Here is a 16,658-nt window from a genome sequence, read left to right as displayed (position 1 = left end):
TCCTTCGGTGAGTCGATCGAGTCGATCGAGTCGATCCGCTATGACGGTAGGAAGCCGCTCGGGCACCATGTGGTGCGTGGACCAGACGTTCCTCGCCGACTGCCGTGCCCGGCTCGCCTTCGACCTTCTCGCCAACACCTGGAACGCCGTGGTGCTGTGGGCCCTGCGGGACGGTCCGCGACGACCGGGCGAACTGCGCGGGCAGATCGGCGGCATCAGCCAGAAGGTGCTCACCCAGACGCTGCGGCGACTGGAGTTCAACGGGCTCGTCGCCCGGCGGGCGTTCGGTGGTTCGCCGCCCCGCGTGGAGTACGAGCTCACCGCCCTGGGGCGGACCCTGCTCGCCCCCATCGACGCCTTCGGTGCCTGGGCCTTCGAGCACGGCGACGAGGTGATGGCGGCGCAGGACCGTCACACGCGGGAGTCCTGAGGGACGGTCGCCGGATCGGCCGGGGTCGCGCGGGTGACGTACTGCGGCACCGGTGCCGCGTCCGTGCCGGTGTCGCGGACCAGGCCGTACCGGATCGCGCCCCGGGCGGGGCCGGTCGTGACGTCCTCGGTCACCGCGTCCCAGCTCGACGGGAAGACGCTGACGCCGTAGTCGGCGCCCCGCTCGTTCACCGTGAGGGTGACACCGCCGTCGACGTAGAAGTACTCGTTCTGCCACATCTGCTGGGTGCCGTCCGGCAGGACGGCGTAGCCGGTGTCCGGGCCGCCCATGCCGGTGGCGTAGCCGTCGGGGCTGCCGGAGAGCGGGTCGTCCATGCGGCGGCCGCCGCCCGAGGCCACGTGGAAGAGCCTGCCCGCGAGGCCGGTCCAGGCCGGCATGACCAGGGCGCCGGGCCGGTACTTGGGCGAGATCTGCCAGCGGACGAGGACATAGCCCTGCCCGGTGAGCGTGACGCTGTCCCCGCGGTGGTTCAGCACGGCGTGCGCGCCGCCGGTGCTGGCGATCCCGGACTCGGGCCGGTGCGGCAGGGCCTGGGGCACGGCGTCCGGGTCGGGGGCCCGGTCGACGGCGTCGACGACGCTGCCGTACGGGTCCGCCTTCCGCGGCCGCGGCGGCGAGGGCGAGGGGGACGAGGACGGCGACGGGGCGGCCGAGGGGGGCGGCTGGGCGGGCGTGCCGGTCGGGCCCGGGGAGGCGACGGCGGCGCGCGGGGGCGGGGCGTCCGGGGAACGGGTGACGACGTAGGCGCCGCCCGCGACGAGGGTCGCGCCCGCCGTCACGGCGACCAGCGGCTGGGTCAGCGCGCCCAGCACCTTGGCGGACCAGCCGGCGGACGTGCCGAGGGACGCGCCGACGGCGGTCGCGGCGACGGCCGTCTTGCCGCCGATGGCCAGCGAGAGCGTGAAGCCGGCCGGGACCGGGACGAGCGCGATCCCGACGAGCAGACGCTCCGCCGGTACGACCGACCCGCGGGCGTCGCCGCAGTAGCCGCAGCCCCGGATGTGCCGGGCCAGCCGCTTGCGCCAGACCGAGTCGGGGGAGCCGTCCCAGCGGCCGGTCAGTTCGCACAGGCCGGGGCAGGCGCCGCCGAGGGCCCGCACGATGCCGCGTGAGGTCTCCAGGCGTTCCTTCATCCGCTGGACGCGTACGGCGGCGTGCTGCCGGCTGATGCCGACGGCCGCCGCGAGCTCACGCCGGGTGAGTTCGCCGGCGACCTCCAGCCACCACAGCGACAGCAGCTGCCGGTCCTCGTCGTCGAGCCAGCGCGCCGCCTCCGCGACCTCGCGCCGCTGGCCCTCCAGCTGGAGCCTGAGGACGGTCAGTTCGGCGAAGTCGGCGGCGTCCGGCGGGGCCGACTCGTCCAGCCGGGCCGGTGTCCGGCGGCGGGCGCGGTCCCGGATCTGCCGCATGGCGATCGCCACCAGCCAGGACCGGAAGCTGTCCGGGTCGCGCAGCGAGCCGAGGTGGTCGACGGCCCGCAGCATGGTCTCCTGCACCACGTCGTCCACGTCGGCGTGACCGTTCAGGGCCCGGCCCACGATGTTGTAGACCAGCGGGAGCCAGCCCGCGACCAGATCGTCCAGTGCCTGCCGGTCGCCGGCCTGCGCTGCCGCGATGGTGTCGCGCCACTGCCGCGTGTCCACGTCGTCCTCTCCGAGGGTCGAAGGCCGCTGTCCCCGGTGCGGTCACCGCGTTCCTGCACGCACCCTCTCAGGCGGGCCGGGACGGTGGTGACGCCGGGGATCACCACGTGGAGACGGTGTGAAGCCGTCCGCGATAACAGTTTTCCGGCCGCCCCCGGCGAAGGTCCGCCCGCCCCTAGGGGAGTTCCCCCACAACACCCTTGCCCGGAACCGCAGTTGCTCGGGGTTGAGCCGGGGGTCGGTGCCCTCCTCGCCGACGATCCGGGAGGCGTCGTACGGCCGGAGGATGACCAGCGACACATTCCGCCGACCCCCCGGAGCAGCCGCGTGCGCACCCGCCGTCGCAGGACCCTCCTCGCCGCCTCCCTGGTGTTCGCCCTGGGCGCCGGCCCGCTGGCCGCCCCCGCGTTCGCCGCGTCCGCACCCGCGCCCGCCGCCCGGCACGGCACGACGGCCGGCGGCCCGGACACCGCCGCGCTGAGCGCCGCGCTCGACGGTCTCCCGGACCAGGACGCGACCTTCGCTCTGGTCCGGGTCGGCGGCTCGGACGGCACCTGGCGCGGCAGCGCGGGCGTGCACGACCTGCACAGCGGGGCGGCGGCGGACCCGGACGCCCGGTTCCGGGCGGGCTCGACGACGAAGGTGGTGACGGCGGCCGTCGTGCTGGACCTCGCGGCACAGCGGCGGATCGATCTGAACGCGCCGGTCCAGCGCTACCTTCCCCACCTGCTGACCGGGGACTTCGAGCCGATCACCGTACGGCAGCTGCTGAACCACACCAGCGGCATCCAGCCCGGCGACGGCCTCGGGACCACCTTCGAGGAGGTGTACGCACACCGTTTCGACACGCTGGCTCCCCGGGAGGTCGTGGCGTCGGCGGTGGCGAAGGGCCCGGAGTTCCGCCCGGGGAGGCGTCAGCACTACCTGAACATCAACTACACGGTCCTCGGCCTGCTGATCGAGAAGGTGACGGGACACTCCTACGCCTCGGAGGCCGCCCGGCGCGTGCTGCGGCCCGCCGGGATGCGGGACACGTACTTCCCCGGCACGGATCCGTCCATCCGGGGCCCGCACAACGCCGGCTACCAGGCGGTGAAGCGGGCCGACGGCACGACGGACCTCGTGGACGTGACGGACTGGAACCAGGCGGACCGGTGGGCGGCCGGGGACATGATCTCCACGACCGCGGACCTGGAACGGCTGGTGAACCGCCTCTACCGCGGCGACCTGGTGCCCCGCCCGCAGCTGCGGGAGATGTTCACGGTCCCGAAGCACATCGAGGGCGCCACCATGAGCGCCGGTCTGGAGCGCTTCGTGTTCGAGGGCCGGGTCTACTGGCTCAAGTCGGGGGCGCGGTACGGCTACGGCACGGTGATCGCCGCGACCCGCGACCTGTCGCGCACCCTCGTCGTGTCCGTCGGCGCGACGGACGCCAAGAGCGAGGGCATGAACCCGGTGACGGAGCGGATCGCGCGGGCCGCCCTCACATAGCCAGGGCGTGCGCCGAGTACGGGGTGATCGCCTCCAGACGCTTGATCTCCGGCGTACGGCGTACGACGGGATGCAGCGCGGCCCCGGACGGTCGCCTCCCGTCCGGGGCCGCGCGCGTGCCCGACGTGTCCGCGGGCTGTGCGCGTCACGCGTCCAGCGACGTCATCACGTGCTTGATCCGCGTGTAGTCGTCGAAGCCGTAGCCCGAGAGGTCCTTGCCGTAGCCGGACTTCTTGAAGCCGCCGTGCGGCATCTCGGCGACCAGCGGGATGTGGGTGTTGATCCACACGCAGCCGAAGTCCAGCTTCTTGGACATCCGCATCGCGCGGCCGTGGTTCTTGGTCCACACGGAGGAGGCGAGGGCGTACTCGACGCCGTTGGCCCACTCCACCGCCTGGTCCTCGTCGGTGAAGGACTGGACAGTGATGACCGGGCCGAAGACCTCCTTCTGGACGATCTCGTCGTCCTGCTTGAGCCCGGACACGACGGTCGGGGCGAAGAAGTACCCCTTGTCGCCGACGCGCTTGCCGCCGGTCTCCACCCGCGCGTGCGCGGGCAGCCGCTCGATGAAGCCGGAGACCTGCTCCAGCTGGTTGGGGTTGTTCAGCGGCCCGTACAGCACGTCCTCGTCGTCCGGCTGCCCGGTCTTCGTCCCGGCGGCGGCCTTCGCCAGCGCGGCCACGAACTCGTCGTGGATGGCCTCCTGGACCAGCACGCGCGTGGCGGCCGTACAGTCCTGGCCGGCGTTGAAGAAGCCCGCGACCGAGATGTCCTCGACGGCCTTGGCGATGGCCGCGCTGTCGAGGTCGTCGAAGACGACGACCGGCGCCTTGCCGCCCAGCTCCAGGTGGACCCGCTTGACGTCCTTCGCCGCGGACTGGGCGACCGACATGCCCGCGCGCACCGAGCCGGTGATGGAGGCCATCGCCGGGGTCGGGTGCTCGACCATCAGGCGGCCGGTGTCCCGGTCGCCGCACAGGACGTTGAAGACGCCCTCGGGCAGGATCGAGCCGATGATGTCGGCGATCAGGACCGTGGACGCCGGGGTGGTGTCCGACGGCTTCAGCACGACCGTGTTGCCCGCGGCGATGGCCGGCGCGAACTTCCACACGGCCATCATCATCGGGTAGTTCCACGGCGCGACCTGCGCGCAGACGCCGACCGGCTCCCGGCGGACGATCGAGGTCAGCCCCTCCATGTACTCGCCGGCCGAGCGCCCCTCCAGCATCCGGGCCGCGCCCGCGAAGAAGCGGATCTGGTCGACCATCGGCGGGATCTCCTCGGTGCGGGTCAGCCCGGTCGGCTTGCCCGTGTTCTCCACCTCGGTCGCGATGAGTTCCTCGGCACGCTCCTCGAACGCGTCCGCGATCTTCAGGAGGGCCCTCTGGCGCTCGGCGGGAGTGGTGTCGCGCCAGGCCGGGAAGGCCGCGGCGGCGGCCGCCATCGCGGCGTCCACGTCCGCCGCTCCGGACAGCGGCGCGGTCGCGTACGCCTCGCCCGTCGCGGGGTTGACCACCTCGGTGGTCCGTCCGTCGGCGGCGTCCCGGAACTCACCGGCGATGTAGTTCCGTAGTGTGCGCAGCCCACGCAGCTCGGTGCTCACTGCCGGCCTCCTGTCAGGTTTCTCAACCGTTGTGACTGTCCAGTTGCTGAGACACCACCCTAATCCGCGCGCCCGCGTTTTCAACACCCCCGATCCCGCCACCGCTGCGAAATCCGCAGGCTTCAGTCACGTAAACAACGAATTTCATCGATACGGCCTTGCGGTACTGTCGATACGTCGTGCAGAGTGACCTGGTGGCCAGTCGAAGCGCAGACCCCAGGGACCCGCGGGAGAGCCGCGAGTCCAGGAACGGCACCACCCCGCATCTGGATGCCGTCTCCCTCGCCATCATCGAACAGCTCCAGGAGGACGGCCGCCGGCCGTACGCCGCCATCGGCAAGGCCGTGGGCCTGTCCGAGGCGGCCGTGCGCCAGCGCGTCCAGAAGCTGCTCGACCAGGGCGTGATGCAGATCGTCGCCGTCACGGACCCGCTCACCGTGGGCTTCCGCCGGCAGGCGATGGTCGGCGTCCGTGTCGAGGGTGACGTGGAGTCGGTGGCCGACGCGCTGACCGCCATGGACGAGTGCGAGTACGTGGTGATGACCGCGGGCTCCTTCGACCTCATGGTGGAGATCGTCTGCGAGGACGACGACCACCTCCTGGAGGTCATCAACAAGCGCATGCGAGCCATCCCCGGAGTGCGCTCCACCGAGAGCTTCGTCTACCTCAAGCTGAAGAAGCAGACCTACATGTGGGGAACCCGATAACCGTGAGCACCGACAGCCCCAAGGACCTCAGCAGGACCGCGTACGACCACCTGTGGATGCACTTCACCCGCATGTCCTCGTACGAGAACGCGCCCGTCCCCACGATCGTCCGGGGTGAGGGCACCTACATCTACGACGACAAGGGCAGGCGCTACCTCGACGGTCTCGCGGGCCTGTTCGTGGTCCAGGCCGGACACGGCCGCACGGAGCTGGCCGAGACCGCCTCCAAGCAGGCGCAGGAACTGGCGTTCTTCCCGGTCTGGTCCTACGCCCACCCCAAGGCCGTGGAACTGGCGGAACGCCTGGCCCACCACGCGCCGGGCGACCTGAACAAGGTCTTCTTCACCACCGGCGGCGGCGAGGCCGTCGAGACCGCCTGGAAGCTCGCCAAGCAGTACTTCAAGCTGACCGGCAAGCCCACCAAGTACAAGGTCATCTCGCGGGCGGTCGCCTACCACGGCACCCCGCAGGGCGCCCTGTCCATCACCGGCCTGCCGGCCCTCAAGGCCCCCTTCGAGCCGCTGGTCCCGGGCGCGCACAAGGTCCCGAACACCAACATCTACCGCGCCCCGCTCTTCGGCGACGACCCCGTGGCGTTCGGCCGCTGGGCCGCCGACCAGATCGAGCAGCAGATCCTCATGGAGGGCGCGGACACGGTCGCCGCGGTCTTCCTGGAGCCGGTGCAGAACGCGGGCGGCTGCTTCCCGCCCCCGCCCGGCTACTTCCAGCGGGTGCGCGAGATCTGCGACAAGTACGACGTCCTGCTGGTCTCGGACGAGGTCATCTGCGCCTTCGGCCGCCTGGGCACGATGTTCGCCTGCGACAAGTTCGACTACGTCCCGGACATGATCACCTGCGCCAAGGGCATGACCTCGGGCTACTCCCCGATCGGCGCCTGCGTCATCTCCGACCGCCTGGCCGAGCCGTTCTACAAGGGCGACAACACCTTCCTGCACGGCTACACCTTCGGCGGCCACCCGGTCTCCGCGGCGGTCGCCCTCGCCAACCTCGACCTGTTCGAGCGCGAGAACCTCAACCAGCACGTGCTCGACAACGAGGGCGCCTTCCGCGCGACCCTGGAGAAGCTGCACGACCTGCCGATCGTCGGCGACGTCCGCGGCAACGGCTTCTTCTACGGCATCGAGCTGGTGAAGGACAAGCACACCCGGGAGTCCTTCGACGAGGAGGAGACCGAGCGGATCCTCTACGGCTTCCTCTCCAAGGCCCTGTTCGACAACGGCCTGTACTGTCGTGCCGACGACCGCGGCGACCCGGTCGTCCAGCTCGCCCCGCCGCTCATCTCCGACCAGGGCACGTTCGACGAGATCGAGCAGATCCTGCGCGCGACGCTGACGGAGGCGTGGACGAAGCTGTGATCTTCCTTAAGGAAGATCAGTCACGGCCCCGGTGCCGTCCGTTCGAGTGAGAAACGGCGGCCCGGGGCCGTGTGCTGTCCGGCCTGTCGGCCGTGGCTGCCTAGCGTGCCAGTGACCGATCGGCCCTGCCTTCGTTCCCCCGCACGGGGGATGTCGGTAGGGAATACGGATCAGAACCGAGGTGTACGCCATGGAGGCCCCGCCGGACAACGACGTGCTCTGGGCACGCGCCCTGCACTTCACCCACCACGACGGGTCGCCCGCGCTGGCCGGCGTGTCACTGGGCGTCCGCGAGAGCGAGATCCTCGCCGTCAGCGGCCCGCGCGGCAGCGGCAAGACGACCCTGCTGCGCTGCCTGTCCGGCCTGGTCCCGGTGCGCCGCGGTGAGGTCTGGTTCAACAGCGCGCCCGTGCACACCCTCAGCCCGATGGCCCGTGAGCGCCTGCGCCGCGACCGCTTCGGCTGGATCGACCCGGCTCCCGTGCTCGTCCCGGAGCTGAACGTCTGGGAGAACGCCGCGCTGCCGCTGATGCTGCGCGGCACCAGCCGCCGCCGTGCCAAGATCGCCGCGCTGGAGTGGCTGGAGCGCCTGGACATCGGGGACCGCACCCGCAAGCGCCCGCACGAACTGCGCCAGTCCGAACGGCAGCGGGTCTGCATCGCGCGGGCCCTGGCCCCGGCCCCCACGGTGCTGTTCGCGGACGAGCCGACGGCTCCCCTGCACCGCGCGGACCGCGCCCACGTCCTGCGCACGCTCACCACGGCGGCCCGCTCGCACGGCATCACGGTGGTGCTGGCCACCCACGACCCGGACACCGCCGCCCTCGCCGACCGCACGGTGTCGCTGCTGGACGGGCGGCGCGTGCGCACCGTGCACCTGCCCCCGGCCCCCGAGGCGGAAGGCCGGGCCACGTGCTCGCTCTCCGTCTGACCCGCGGCGCCCGCCCGGCCGTCCAGTTCCGCCGCCTGCTGGTGGCGGCGGCCTCGGCGGGCACGGGCTTCCTCCTGCTGTGCACCCTCGGCCACGCGATGAGCCACCCCGAGGACCCCGGCGCCGCGCTGGTGCGCCTGGCCTGGTGCGCGACCCCGCTGGCCGCGACGGTGTACTTCGCGGTCGCGGTGGCCCGTACCGACCCCGCCACCCGGCCCCGCCCCGGGCTCTCCGCGATCGGCCTGGGCCCGGGCCGCCTGATGGTCATCTCGGCGGTCACGACAGCCCTCTCCTGCACTCTGGGCTCGATGCTCGCCCTGCTCTTCTTCCTGCACCTGCGCGGCGACCTGTCGGGCATGCCCTTCGACGGAGCGGCGGCGGACTTCCTGGCGGCGGGGCAGCCGTTACCGCTCCCGGCGGCGCTGACCCTGCTGGCGCTGGTGCCGGCCATCGCGTCGGTGGCGGTGGGCCTGATCCTGCGCCCGCGGGACGACAGGCCGGCGTCGGCCCGGGCCGCGATCCGGTCCTACGGCCGCTTCGGCGCGTACGGCAGAGGGGCCGCGCGGGAGACGTTCGGGGCGTACGGCCGCTTCCGGGCCCGCCCGGCTTCGGCCACTCGTCCCCCCGGGGCGGCTCCCGGCCCGAGGACCGCCGCCGACACCCCGCAGGCGCGGGTCGCTGTGACCGTCCCTCCCGCCCCGGACCCGGGGGCCGGCCCGGCCGGCGCTCCTGTCCCTCCGGCCGCCGATCCGGCCGGCGCCCCCGTCGCCGCGGCCGCCGTCCTGGACCCCGACGCCTTCCCCCCGGCGCCCCGGGAAGCGCCGGGCGGTCTCCCCTGGGGTGTCGCCGTCCTCGCCGCGGGCCTCGCCGTGGAGGCGTACGCGAACCGCTCCGGGGCCGCCTCCGACACCCCGCTGCCCGGCGGTGTCGGCGGCGCCTCCTCCGTTCTCGTCGGCTGGATCCTCACCGCCCTCGGCCTGGCCGTCGCCGGTCCCGGCCTCACCCACCTGTGCGGGCGCCTGCTGCAGACGGGCCGCCCCGGCGCCCTGCGCCTGCTCGCCGGCCGCGTCCTGATGACGGAGGCGGGCCGCGTCGGCCGCCCCCTCGGCGTGGTCTGCGCGGTCGCGTCCGGCGCGTACGCCATGGCCACGCTGTACGACACGGCCGACCCCTCCTTCGGTCCGCTGAGCACCCTCGGGCTGCTCCTGGTCACCGGCTGCACCGTGGCGACCCTGCTGACCACGGCCGTGGAGGCCAAGCAGGCCCGCGCCGACACCACGGCCGCCCTGCTCAGGCTCGGCGCACCGAGCACGATGCTGCGCGGCGCCGCCGCCCTGCGCGCCGGCGCTCTGCTGGCCGTGTTCGGCCCGCTCACCCTGGTCGTGGCCGAGCTGGCCGTCCTCCCCCTGGCCCGCTGACAGCACGCACGGACCATCGCGCCGGCCATCGCGCCGACCGCCGCGCGAAAAAATCTCCGGCGGCCGATGAGTTCCGTCCGGACGCACCGTCTACCTCATCGAACAGCACACACCCGATGGGAGAGACCGATGACCGCGCCGTACCAGCAGATGATCTTCGTGAACCTGCCCGTGAACGACGTCGACGCCTCGAAGAAGTTCTTCACCGAGCTGGGCTACACGATCAACCCGCAGTTCAGCGACGAGAACACGGCCTCCGTGGTGATCAGCGACACCATCGTGGCGATGCTGCTCGCCAGGCCGACCTACGCGACCTTCACCAAGAAGGAGATCGCGGACGCCACGAAGACCAGCGAGGTGCTGATCGCGCTGAGCGCCGAGAGCCGCGAGAAGGTCGACGAGCTGGTCGACAAGGCGCTCGCGGCGGGCGGTTCCCCGGCGGGCGAGACGCAGGACCACGGCTTCATGTACGGCCGTTCCTTCGACGACCCCGACGGCCACACCTGGGAGGTCGTGTGGATGGACCCGTCCGCGGTGGAAGGCTGAGCCGGCGGCGGGCGGTGCTGCCTAGCATGGGCGGGTGCACCTGACACCCGCCCAACCCCACCACGCGTCCCACGACCGCGAGATCGAGTCGCTGGCCGAGTTCGACGAGGTCGTCTCGGCGAACGGCTCCCTCGCCCACTACCGGGTCCAGGCCGTCGACCTGACGGACCGTACGGACGCCCTGCGTTCCGTGGACTGCTCGGGCGCCGTCTTCCTCGGCTGCCCGATGGACCCCGAGGCCGCCGCCCGGGTGCGGACCTCCGGGGCACTGGTCTTCCCACCCGTGCCGGGCCTGCCCTTCGACCCGTACCGCGGATCCGTCTACTCCCCGGACGAGTTGTTCGACTCCCTCGGCCAGGGGTACGAGTCGACGCCGGACGCCCGCGCCTACGCCTGGTTCCAGCGGACCAAGACCGACGGTGACGTGTTCTCGTCCATGCTCCGCGCGGTCCACGACGACGCCGTCACCGACGCGCTCGACGAACTCCTCGTCGGCGCCCGGGTGGTGGGCGTCATGGGCGGCCACGCGATGGCGCGTGGCACGGAGGCGTACGCCGGTGCCGCGCGCCTGGGCCGGGAGCTGACCCGCGCCGGGTTCACGGTCGCCACCGGCGGCGGCCCGGGCGCGATGGAGGCGGCGAACCTGGGCGCGTACGCGGCCCCGTTCGACGACGGCATGCTCACCGAGGCGCTCCGCCTCCTCGCGAAGGCTCCCTCCTTCACACCGTCGATCACCGACTGGGCGCGCACCGCGTTCGAGGTGCGCGAGCGCTGGCCCGGCGGCGGGCCCTCGGTCGGGATCCCGACCTGGTTCTACGGTCACGAGCCGCCGAACGTCTTCGCCGCGCACATCGGCAAGTACTTCGCCAACGCCACCCGCGAGGACGGCCTGCTGGCCCGCTGCACCGCGGGGGTGGTCTTCCTGCCGGGCGCCGCCGGGACCGTACAGGAGATTTTCGACAACGCGACGCCGAACTACTACGAGTCGCGGGGCGAGCCGACGCCGATGGTCCTTGTGAACCGCGCCCACTGGACGGAGAAGCTGCCCGCCTGGCCGCTGTTGCGGGCGCTCGCACGGGAGCGGTCGATGGAGGACCGCATCGCCCTGGTCGACCGGATCGAGGAGGCCGCCGAGGCGTTGAAACGTCTCGGTAGTTAATAAGACGGCAAAGTCAACGCCTGTGACCTGCATATGCATTGACACTACTTATGCAGCGCTTATAGACCTGTGAGCCTCAAGGGGTGGCGATGCGATGCCCACATCACCTCACCACCCCTTCCACCCCCCGCATTCGCGCATCCTGTGAAGGACAAACGTGGCAGTCCTGTCCCTATCCCGTCGTACCGTCGCACGCACCGCGCGCATCCTCGGTGTGGCCTCCGCCTCGGCCGCGCTCGCGCTCGGCGCCGCGGGCAACGCGCTCGCCTGCAACATCAACGAGTTCTCCGCCGAAGCCAAGTGTGACGGCACGAAGGGTGTCATCACCGTCACCGACGTGGACCCCGCCGGTGTCCCGGCCACCGTCTCCGTGTTCCTCGAGAACAACGGCGCCGACGTCAAGAAGATCGGCGAGCAGGTGGTCAAGGGCTCGCGCGAAGGTGTCACCATCACCTTCGAGGAGGACTGGGCGCCGAACGCCGAGTACCGGATCCACGTCAAGGCCGAGCCCTACGTCGACGAGGACATCGAGCCCAACCTGATCACCCCGGCCACGGCCTGCAAGGCCGAGGACACCCCGCCCCCGGCCCAGACCCCGGCCCCGACGCCCACCGCGACGCCGTCGGACTCCGCGTCGACCCCGGCCGAGGAGACCGGCACCCCGACCCCGTCCGCCTCCGAGAGCGGGAGCACCGCCCCGGCGGACACCGCCAGCAACGCCCCGTCCCCCGCGGCCGGTGACTCCAACCTCGCCGAGACCGGCGCGAACTCCAACACCGGCGTCATCGCCGGCGTCGCGATCGCCCTGGTCGCCATCGGCGGCGGCGCGGTCTTCTACGGCCTCCGCCGCCGTGGGGCGAGCGGCAACCGCTGACGTCCTTCCGCACCGCACTGTGGCCCGTCCCCGCGCAGGACTTCGGGGGCGGGCCACCGCCGTGTCACCCGAAGGTCGCCCGCTCCAGCCAGAACTCCGGCGGCTCCCGCTCACCGAGCACACCGAGCACCTCGACCCGCGCGTGGGCTGTCCTGCCCGCCTTCTGCCGCCCGCGGAAGGCGGGCAGGACGGCGGTGAGCGGTCTCCGCAGCGCGACCGACCGTCGCCTTCTCGTGGCCGCGGCGCCACCCGACACCGCCGTCGGCCGGCTCCCCCACCGCGCCGTGCGGCTGGGTCCGCCGCACGAACCGCAGAACCACGAGCCGGCGTCAGGGATCCCGGCCCGCCCCCAGACCCCGGCGTCCGGTCCGGCCCCCGGAACGTGCCGACGATCGTCTCCGGCCTCCGGTCCCCGGTCTCCGGTCCCCGGTCTCCGCGAGACAGGCGTCCAGCGCTGCGGCGTCGCCCCGCGGCTCCGGCCCGTCGCCCGAGGGCAGGCCCACCTGACGGGCGATTCGGCGCAGCGTCGATCATGTGCGAGCGACGTCACGCCTCGCACCTCCGGGGTGTCCCGTCAGCCGAGCACCACGGTTTCGGCCGCGTCGAACTCCACTCCGACCACGTCCCCGGCCTCCGGCGCCGCCCGCAGCGCACACGCCGCCTCCAGCCGCGGCCCGTCACCCTCCGGCTGCAGGTGGACGGCGACATGGGTGCCCTTGAACGTCCGCGCGGCCACCACACAGCGCAGCCCCGCCTCCGGGCCCACGAGCCGCACTCCCGTCGGTCGCACCAGCACCCGACGCTCCCCCTGCGAGGCCCCCGCGGGCACCGGCACCTTCCCCCACGCCGTGTCCGCGGCCTCCCCCACGACCGTTCCCCGGACCACGTTCTGGAAGCCGAGGAACCGCGCGACGAACTCGTCCACCGGCCGCTGCCAGACCTCCAACGGCGTACCGGACTGCGCGACCCGCCCGTCCCGCATCACCACCACCCGGTCGGCCAGCGCGAACGCCTCCCCCTGGTCGTGCGTCACGGCCAGCACGGTCGTCCCCAACCGCCCGAACAGCTCCCGCAGTTCGACGACCAGCCGCTCCCGCAGCGACCGGTCCAGCTGCCCGAGCGGCTCGTCCAGCATCAGCAACCGGGGCCGGGGGGCGAGCGCCCGCGCCAGCGCCACCCGCTGCTGCTCGCCCCCGGACAGCGCGCCCACCGCCCGTCCCGCGGCCCCCGGAAGCCCGACGAGATCCAGCAACTCCCGCACCCGTGCCTCCCGTTGCCCCCGCGAGACGCCGTGCATCCGCAGCCCGAACACCACGTTCCCGCCCACGTCCCGCTGCGGAAACAGCTGATGGTCCTGGAACATCAGCCCGACTCCGCGCTGGTGCGCGGGCACCCCGGCCTGATCCCGCCCGTCGAGCAACACCCGCCCACCGTCGAGGGGTTGCAGCCCGGCCACCGCCCGCAGCAGCGTCGACTTGCCGCTGCCGCTCGGCCCGAGCACGCACACGATCTCGTGCGCGGCGACACCGAGGTCCACCCCGTCCAGCGCGGCCCGCCCGCCGAACCGTACGGTCGCGTCCTCAAGGCTCAGCAGCATCCAGCACTCCCCGGCATCTAGAACTCCCCGGTCCGGTCGGTCCGCAGCCGCTCCAGCACCAGCAGCGCCACCGCGCACACGATCATCAGAATCGTCGAGAGGGCCATCGCCTGCCCGTAGTTGACCTCGCCGGCCCGCCCGAGCAGCCGCGCCACGGCGACCGGCAGCGTCGGGCTGTCCGGCCGCGCGATGAACACCGTCGCCCCGAACTCCCCCAGCGACACGGCGAACGCGAACCCCGCCGCGATCAGCAGCGCCCGCCGCACCATCGGCAGGTCCACCTCGCGCCACACCCGCCACGGCGACGCCCCGAGCACCGCAGCCGCCTCCCGCAGCCGTACGTCCACCGCCCGCAGCACGGGCAGCATGGTCCGTACCACGAACGGCACGCCGACCAGTGCCTGCGCGAGCGGCACCAGGATCCACGAGGACCGCAGATCCAGCGGCGGCTCGTCCAGCGCGATCAGGAACCCGAACCCGACGGTCACCGCGGACACCCCGAGCGGCAGCATCAGCAGCGCGTCGAATCCGCGGACGAACCGGCCCGCGTCCCGCCGTGTCAGCGCGGCCGCGGCCAGCCCGCCGATCACCACGGCGATGACGGTCGCGGCGACCGCGTAGCGCAGCGAGTTGCCGATCGCCTCGATCGGCGGGACGAGGAACAGCCCGCCGTCGTCCCGGGTCAGCGCCCGGTAGTAGCCGAAACCGGGCGCGGTCAGCGACCGCTGCACCAGGACCGCCAGCGGCAGCAGGAGCAGGACGGCGACGGAGACCAGGACGCCGGCCAGCAGCACCCACTGCCCCGCCCCGCGCGGCCGGCGGGCGGTCGCCGACGCGTCCACCAGCCGCAGCGTGCTCTCCCGCCGCCGTACGGTCCACGCGTGCAGGGCGAGGACCGTGCCCACCGCCAGGAACTGGATGATCGTCAGCACGGCTGCCGTGGACAGGTCGAAGATCTCGGAGGTCTGCCGGTAGATCTCGACTTCGAGGGTCGAGAAGGCCGGCCCTCCCAGGATCTGCACCACGCCGAACGAGGTGAAGGTGAACAGGAAGACCATCAGCGCGGCGGCGGCCACGGCGGGCCCGAGCGCGGGCAGCGTGACCGTGCGCCAGGCCCGCGACCGGGACGCGCCGAGCGTCCGCGCGGCCTCCTCCTGCCGCGGGTCGAGCTGTGCCCAGAGCCCGCCGACGGTCCGTACGACGACCGCGTAGTTGAAGAAGACATGCGCGAGCAGGATCGCCCACACTGTGGTGTCCAGCCGTACGCCCCACAGCTCGTCCAGGAGCCCGCCCCGGCCGACGAGCGCCAGGAACGCCGTACCGACGACGACCGTCGGCAGCACGAAGGGGACCGTCACGACGGCCCGCAGGACCTGCTTGCCGGGGAACTCGAAGCGGGCGAAGACGTACGCGCCGGGCAGCGCGATCAGCAGCGTGAGCGCGGTCGAGGCGAGCGCCTGCCAGGTGGTGAACCACAGGACGTGCCGGACGTCGGACTGCCCGAGCACGTCCACCATCCGCCCGGGGTGCCAGACCCCGTCGGTCTCCAGGCCGCGCGCGACGATCGCGGCGACCGGGTAGGCGAAGAAGACCGCGAAGAACGCGACAGGCGCGGCGAGGAGCCCGAGCCGCGCCGCGTTCCCCCGGGCGTTCCCTTCGCCGCGCGGGGTCACTTCAGTACGAGCGAGGTCCACGACTTGACCCACTGGTCGCGGTGGCCGGCGATCTCGGCCGGGTCCAGGGTCTCGGGGGCCTTGGCCTGCGGCCCGTACTTCACGAACTCCGGCGGCACCTGCGCGCCCTCGCGCACCGGGTAGACGAACATGTTCAGCGGCATGTCGTCCTGGAACTCCTTGGAGAGCAGGAAGTCCAGGAGCGCCTTGCCGCCCTTGGCGTTGGCGGCGTTGCTCAGCAGGCCCGCGTACTCGACCTGCCGGAAGCAGGTGCCGGTGGCGACGCCCGTGGGCGCGGTCGTCGGCTTCGGGTCGGCATAGATCACCTCGGCGGGCGGCGAGGAGGCGTACGAGACGACGAGCGGCCGGTCGGCCTTGGCCTGTTTGCCGCCCGCGGACCCGGAGAACTCCTCGTTGTAGGCCTGCTCCCAGCCGTCGACCACCTTCACGCCGTTGGCCTTGAGCTTCTTCCAGTAGTCCGCCCACCCGTCGTCGCCGTACTTCGCGGCCGTGCCGAGCAGGAACCCCAGCCCCGGCGAGGAGGTGGAGGCGTTCTCGGTGACGAGGAGGTTCTTGTACGCGGGCTTGATCAGGTCGTCGAAGGAGGCCGGCGGGGCCAGCTTGCGCTCGCTGAAGTACGCCTTGTCGTAGTTGACGCAGATGTCACCGGTGTCGACGGGCGTGACCCGGTGCCTGGCCTGGTCGACCCGGTACTCGGGCAGGACCAGGCCGGAGTCCTTCGCCTCGTAGGACTGGAACAGCCCGTTGTCGAGGGCCCGGGACAGCAGGGTGTTGTCGACGCCGAAGAAGACGTCCCCCTGCGGGTTGTCCTTGGTGAGGATGGCCTTGTTGACGGCCTGCCCGGCGTCGCCGTCCTTGAGGACCCTGACCTGGTAGCCGGACCGCTTCTCGAAGTCCGCGAGGACGTTCTTCGACACGGCCCACGAGTTGTGGCTGACGAGGGTCACGGTCGTGGAGTCGCCGCCGCTGTCGCTGTCGGACGATCCGCACGCGGACAGCGTGACCAGGCCGAGTCCGGCGACCAGGGCGGTGGCCTTGTGGGTGATGCTCACTGAATTCCTCCTGGGGTGACCAGGAAGAGACGCGGCCCTGCCCAAAACCGTCCGGCGATCCGGCGGCTCCCGGGCAGGGCGCAACAGCTCGAGTGATGACCGAACTTCCTACCCAG

At 72.4% G+C, this 16,658-nt stretch carries 15 protein-coding genes; 9 read left to right on the top strand and 6 right to left on the bottom strand.

The genetic code is table 11. The features are described from left to right. Positions 1–67 precede the first annotated feature (67 nt). Positions 68–430: a winged helix-turn-helix transcriptional regulator gene (locus tag ACWD0J_RS15900; RefSeq protein WP_451496401.1), complete on the top strand. Its 363-nt coding sequence runs from the start codon at positions 68–70 to the stop codon at positions 428–430. Here the strand turns inward: ACWD0J_RS15900 and ACWD0J_RS15895 are convergent. Next, on the bottom strand, positions 412–2,094 hold the full coding sequence (locus ACWD0J_RS15895) for an RNA polymerase sigma factor (protein ID WP_451496385.1): 1,683 nt from the start codon (positions 2,092–2,094) through the stop codon (positions 412–414). The genes ACWD0J_RS15900 and ACWD0J_RS15895 overlap by 19 nt on opposite strands. Before the next feature lie 327 nt (positions 2,095–2,421). On the opposite strand from ACWD0J_RS15895, the gene ACWD0J_RS15890 reads away from it, so the two are divergent. Next, positions 2,422–3,585, top strand: coding sequence for a serine hydrolase domain-containing protein (locus tag ACWD0J_RS15890; protein WP_451496384.1), 1,164 nt, complete (start codon positions 2,422–2,424; stop codon positions 3,583–3,585). A 145-nt stretch (positions 3,586–3,730) separates the two neighbouring features. On the opposite strand, the gene ACWD0J_RS15885 is transcribed toward ACWD0J_RS15890, so the two are convergent. After that, complete coding sequence (locus tag ACWD0J_RS15885) at positions 3,731–5,188, bottom strand: gamma-aminobutyraldehyde dehydrogenase (protein WP_451496383.1); 1,458 nt, start codon at positions 5,186–5,188, stop codon at positions 3,731–3,733. Between the two features lie 179 nt (positions 5,189–5,367). On the opposite strand from ACWD0J_RS15885, the gene ACWD0J_RS15880 reads away from it, so the two are divergent. From ACWD0J_RS15880 to ACWD0J_RS15850, 7 genes are all read left to right on the top strand, one after another. Continuing rightward, entirely contained in the window at positions 5,368–5,895 is a 528-nt protein-coding gene (locus ACWD0J_RS15880) for an Lrp/AsnC family transcriptional regulator (protein ID WP_451496382.1), read from the top strand. Between the two features lie 2 nt (positions 5,896–5,897). Continuing rightward, positions 5,898–7,271 carry an aspartate aminotransferase family protein gene (locus tag ACWD0J_RS15875; RefSeq protein ID WP_451496381.1) on the top strand — a complete coding sequence of 458 codons (1,374 nt, stop codon included), beginning with the start codon at positions 5,898–5,900 and terminating at the stop codon, positions 7,269–7,271. A 190-nt stretch (positions 7,272–7,461) separates the two neighbouring features. Next, positions 7,462–8,202, top strand: coding sequence for an ABC transporter ATP-binding protein (locus ACWD0J_RS15870; protein WP_451496380.1), 741 nt, complete (start codon positions 7,462–7,464; stop codon positions 8,200–8,202). Next, a complete protein-coding gene (locus ACWD0J_RS15865; protein ID WP_451496379.1) occupies positions 8,184–9,620 on the top strand; it encodes a hypothetical protein in 1,437 nt (478 codons plus the stop codon). Before ACWD0J_RS15870 ends, ACWD0J_RS15865 begins: the two co-directional genes overlap by 19 nt. Positions 9,621–9,749: 129 nt before the next feature. Continuing rightward, entirely contained in the window at positions 9,750–10,166 is a 417-nt protein-coding gene (locus ACWD0J_RS15860; RefSeq protein WP_451496378.1) for a VOC family protein, read from the top strand. 34 nt (positions 10,167–10,200) lie between these two features. Further along, positions 10,201–11,325, top strand: a complete 1,125-nt coding sequence (locus tag ACWD0J_RS15855; RefSeq protein ID WP_451496377.1) for an LOG family protein — start codon at positions 10,201–10,203, stop codon at positions 11,323–11,325. Between the two features lie 157 nt (positions 11,326–11,482). Then, entirely contained in the window at positions 11,483–12,199 is a 717-nt protein-coding gene (locus tag ACWD0J_RS15850) for an LAETG motif-containing sortase-dependent surface protein (RefSeq protein ID WP_451496376.1), read from the top strand. A 64-nt stretch (positions 12,200–12,263) separates the two neighbouring features. Here the strand turns inward: ACWD0J_RS15850 and ACWD0J_RS15845 are convergent, their stop codons facing one another. From ACWD0J_RS15845 to ACWD0J_RS15830, 4 genes are all read right to left on the bottom strand, one after another. Continuing rightward, on the bottom strand, positions 12,264–12,455 hold the full coding sequence (locus tag ACWD0J_RS15845) for a hypothetical protein (RefSeq protein WP_451496375.1): 192 nt from the start codon (positions 12,453–12,455) through the stop codon (positions 12,264–12,266). Positions 12,456–12,773: 318 nt separating this feature from the next. Continuing rightward, positions 12,774–13,796, bottom strand: a complete 1,023-nt coding sequence (locus ACWD0J_RS15840; protein ID WP_451496374.1) for an ABC transporter ATP-binding protein — start codon at positions 13,794–13,796, stop codon at positions 12,774–12,776. Positions 13,797–13,813: 17 nt separating this feature from the next. After that, entirely contained in the window at positions 13,814–15,490 is a 1,677-nt protein-coding gene (locus ACWD0J_RS15835) for an ABC transporter permease (RefSeq protein WP_451496373.1), read from the bottom strand. Then, positions 15,466–16,542 carry a thiamine ABC transporter substrate-binding protein gene (locus ACWD0J_RS15830; protein WP_451496372.1) on the bottom strand — a complete coding sequence of 359 codons (1,077 nt, stop codon included), beginning with the start codon at positions 16,540–16,542 and terminating at the stop codon, positions 15,466–15,468. The genes ACWD0J_RS15835 and ACWD0J_RS15830 overlap by 25 nt, the downstream gene beginning before the upstream one ends. Positions 16,543–16,658 lie beyond the last annotated feature (116 nt).

It is taken from the genome of Streptomyces sp. NPDC003011, from assembly GCF_053591515.1.
This window is presented reverse-complemented; position numbering and strand designations above follow the sequence as displayed.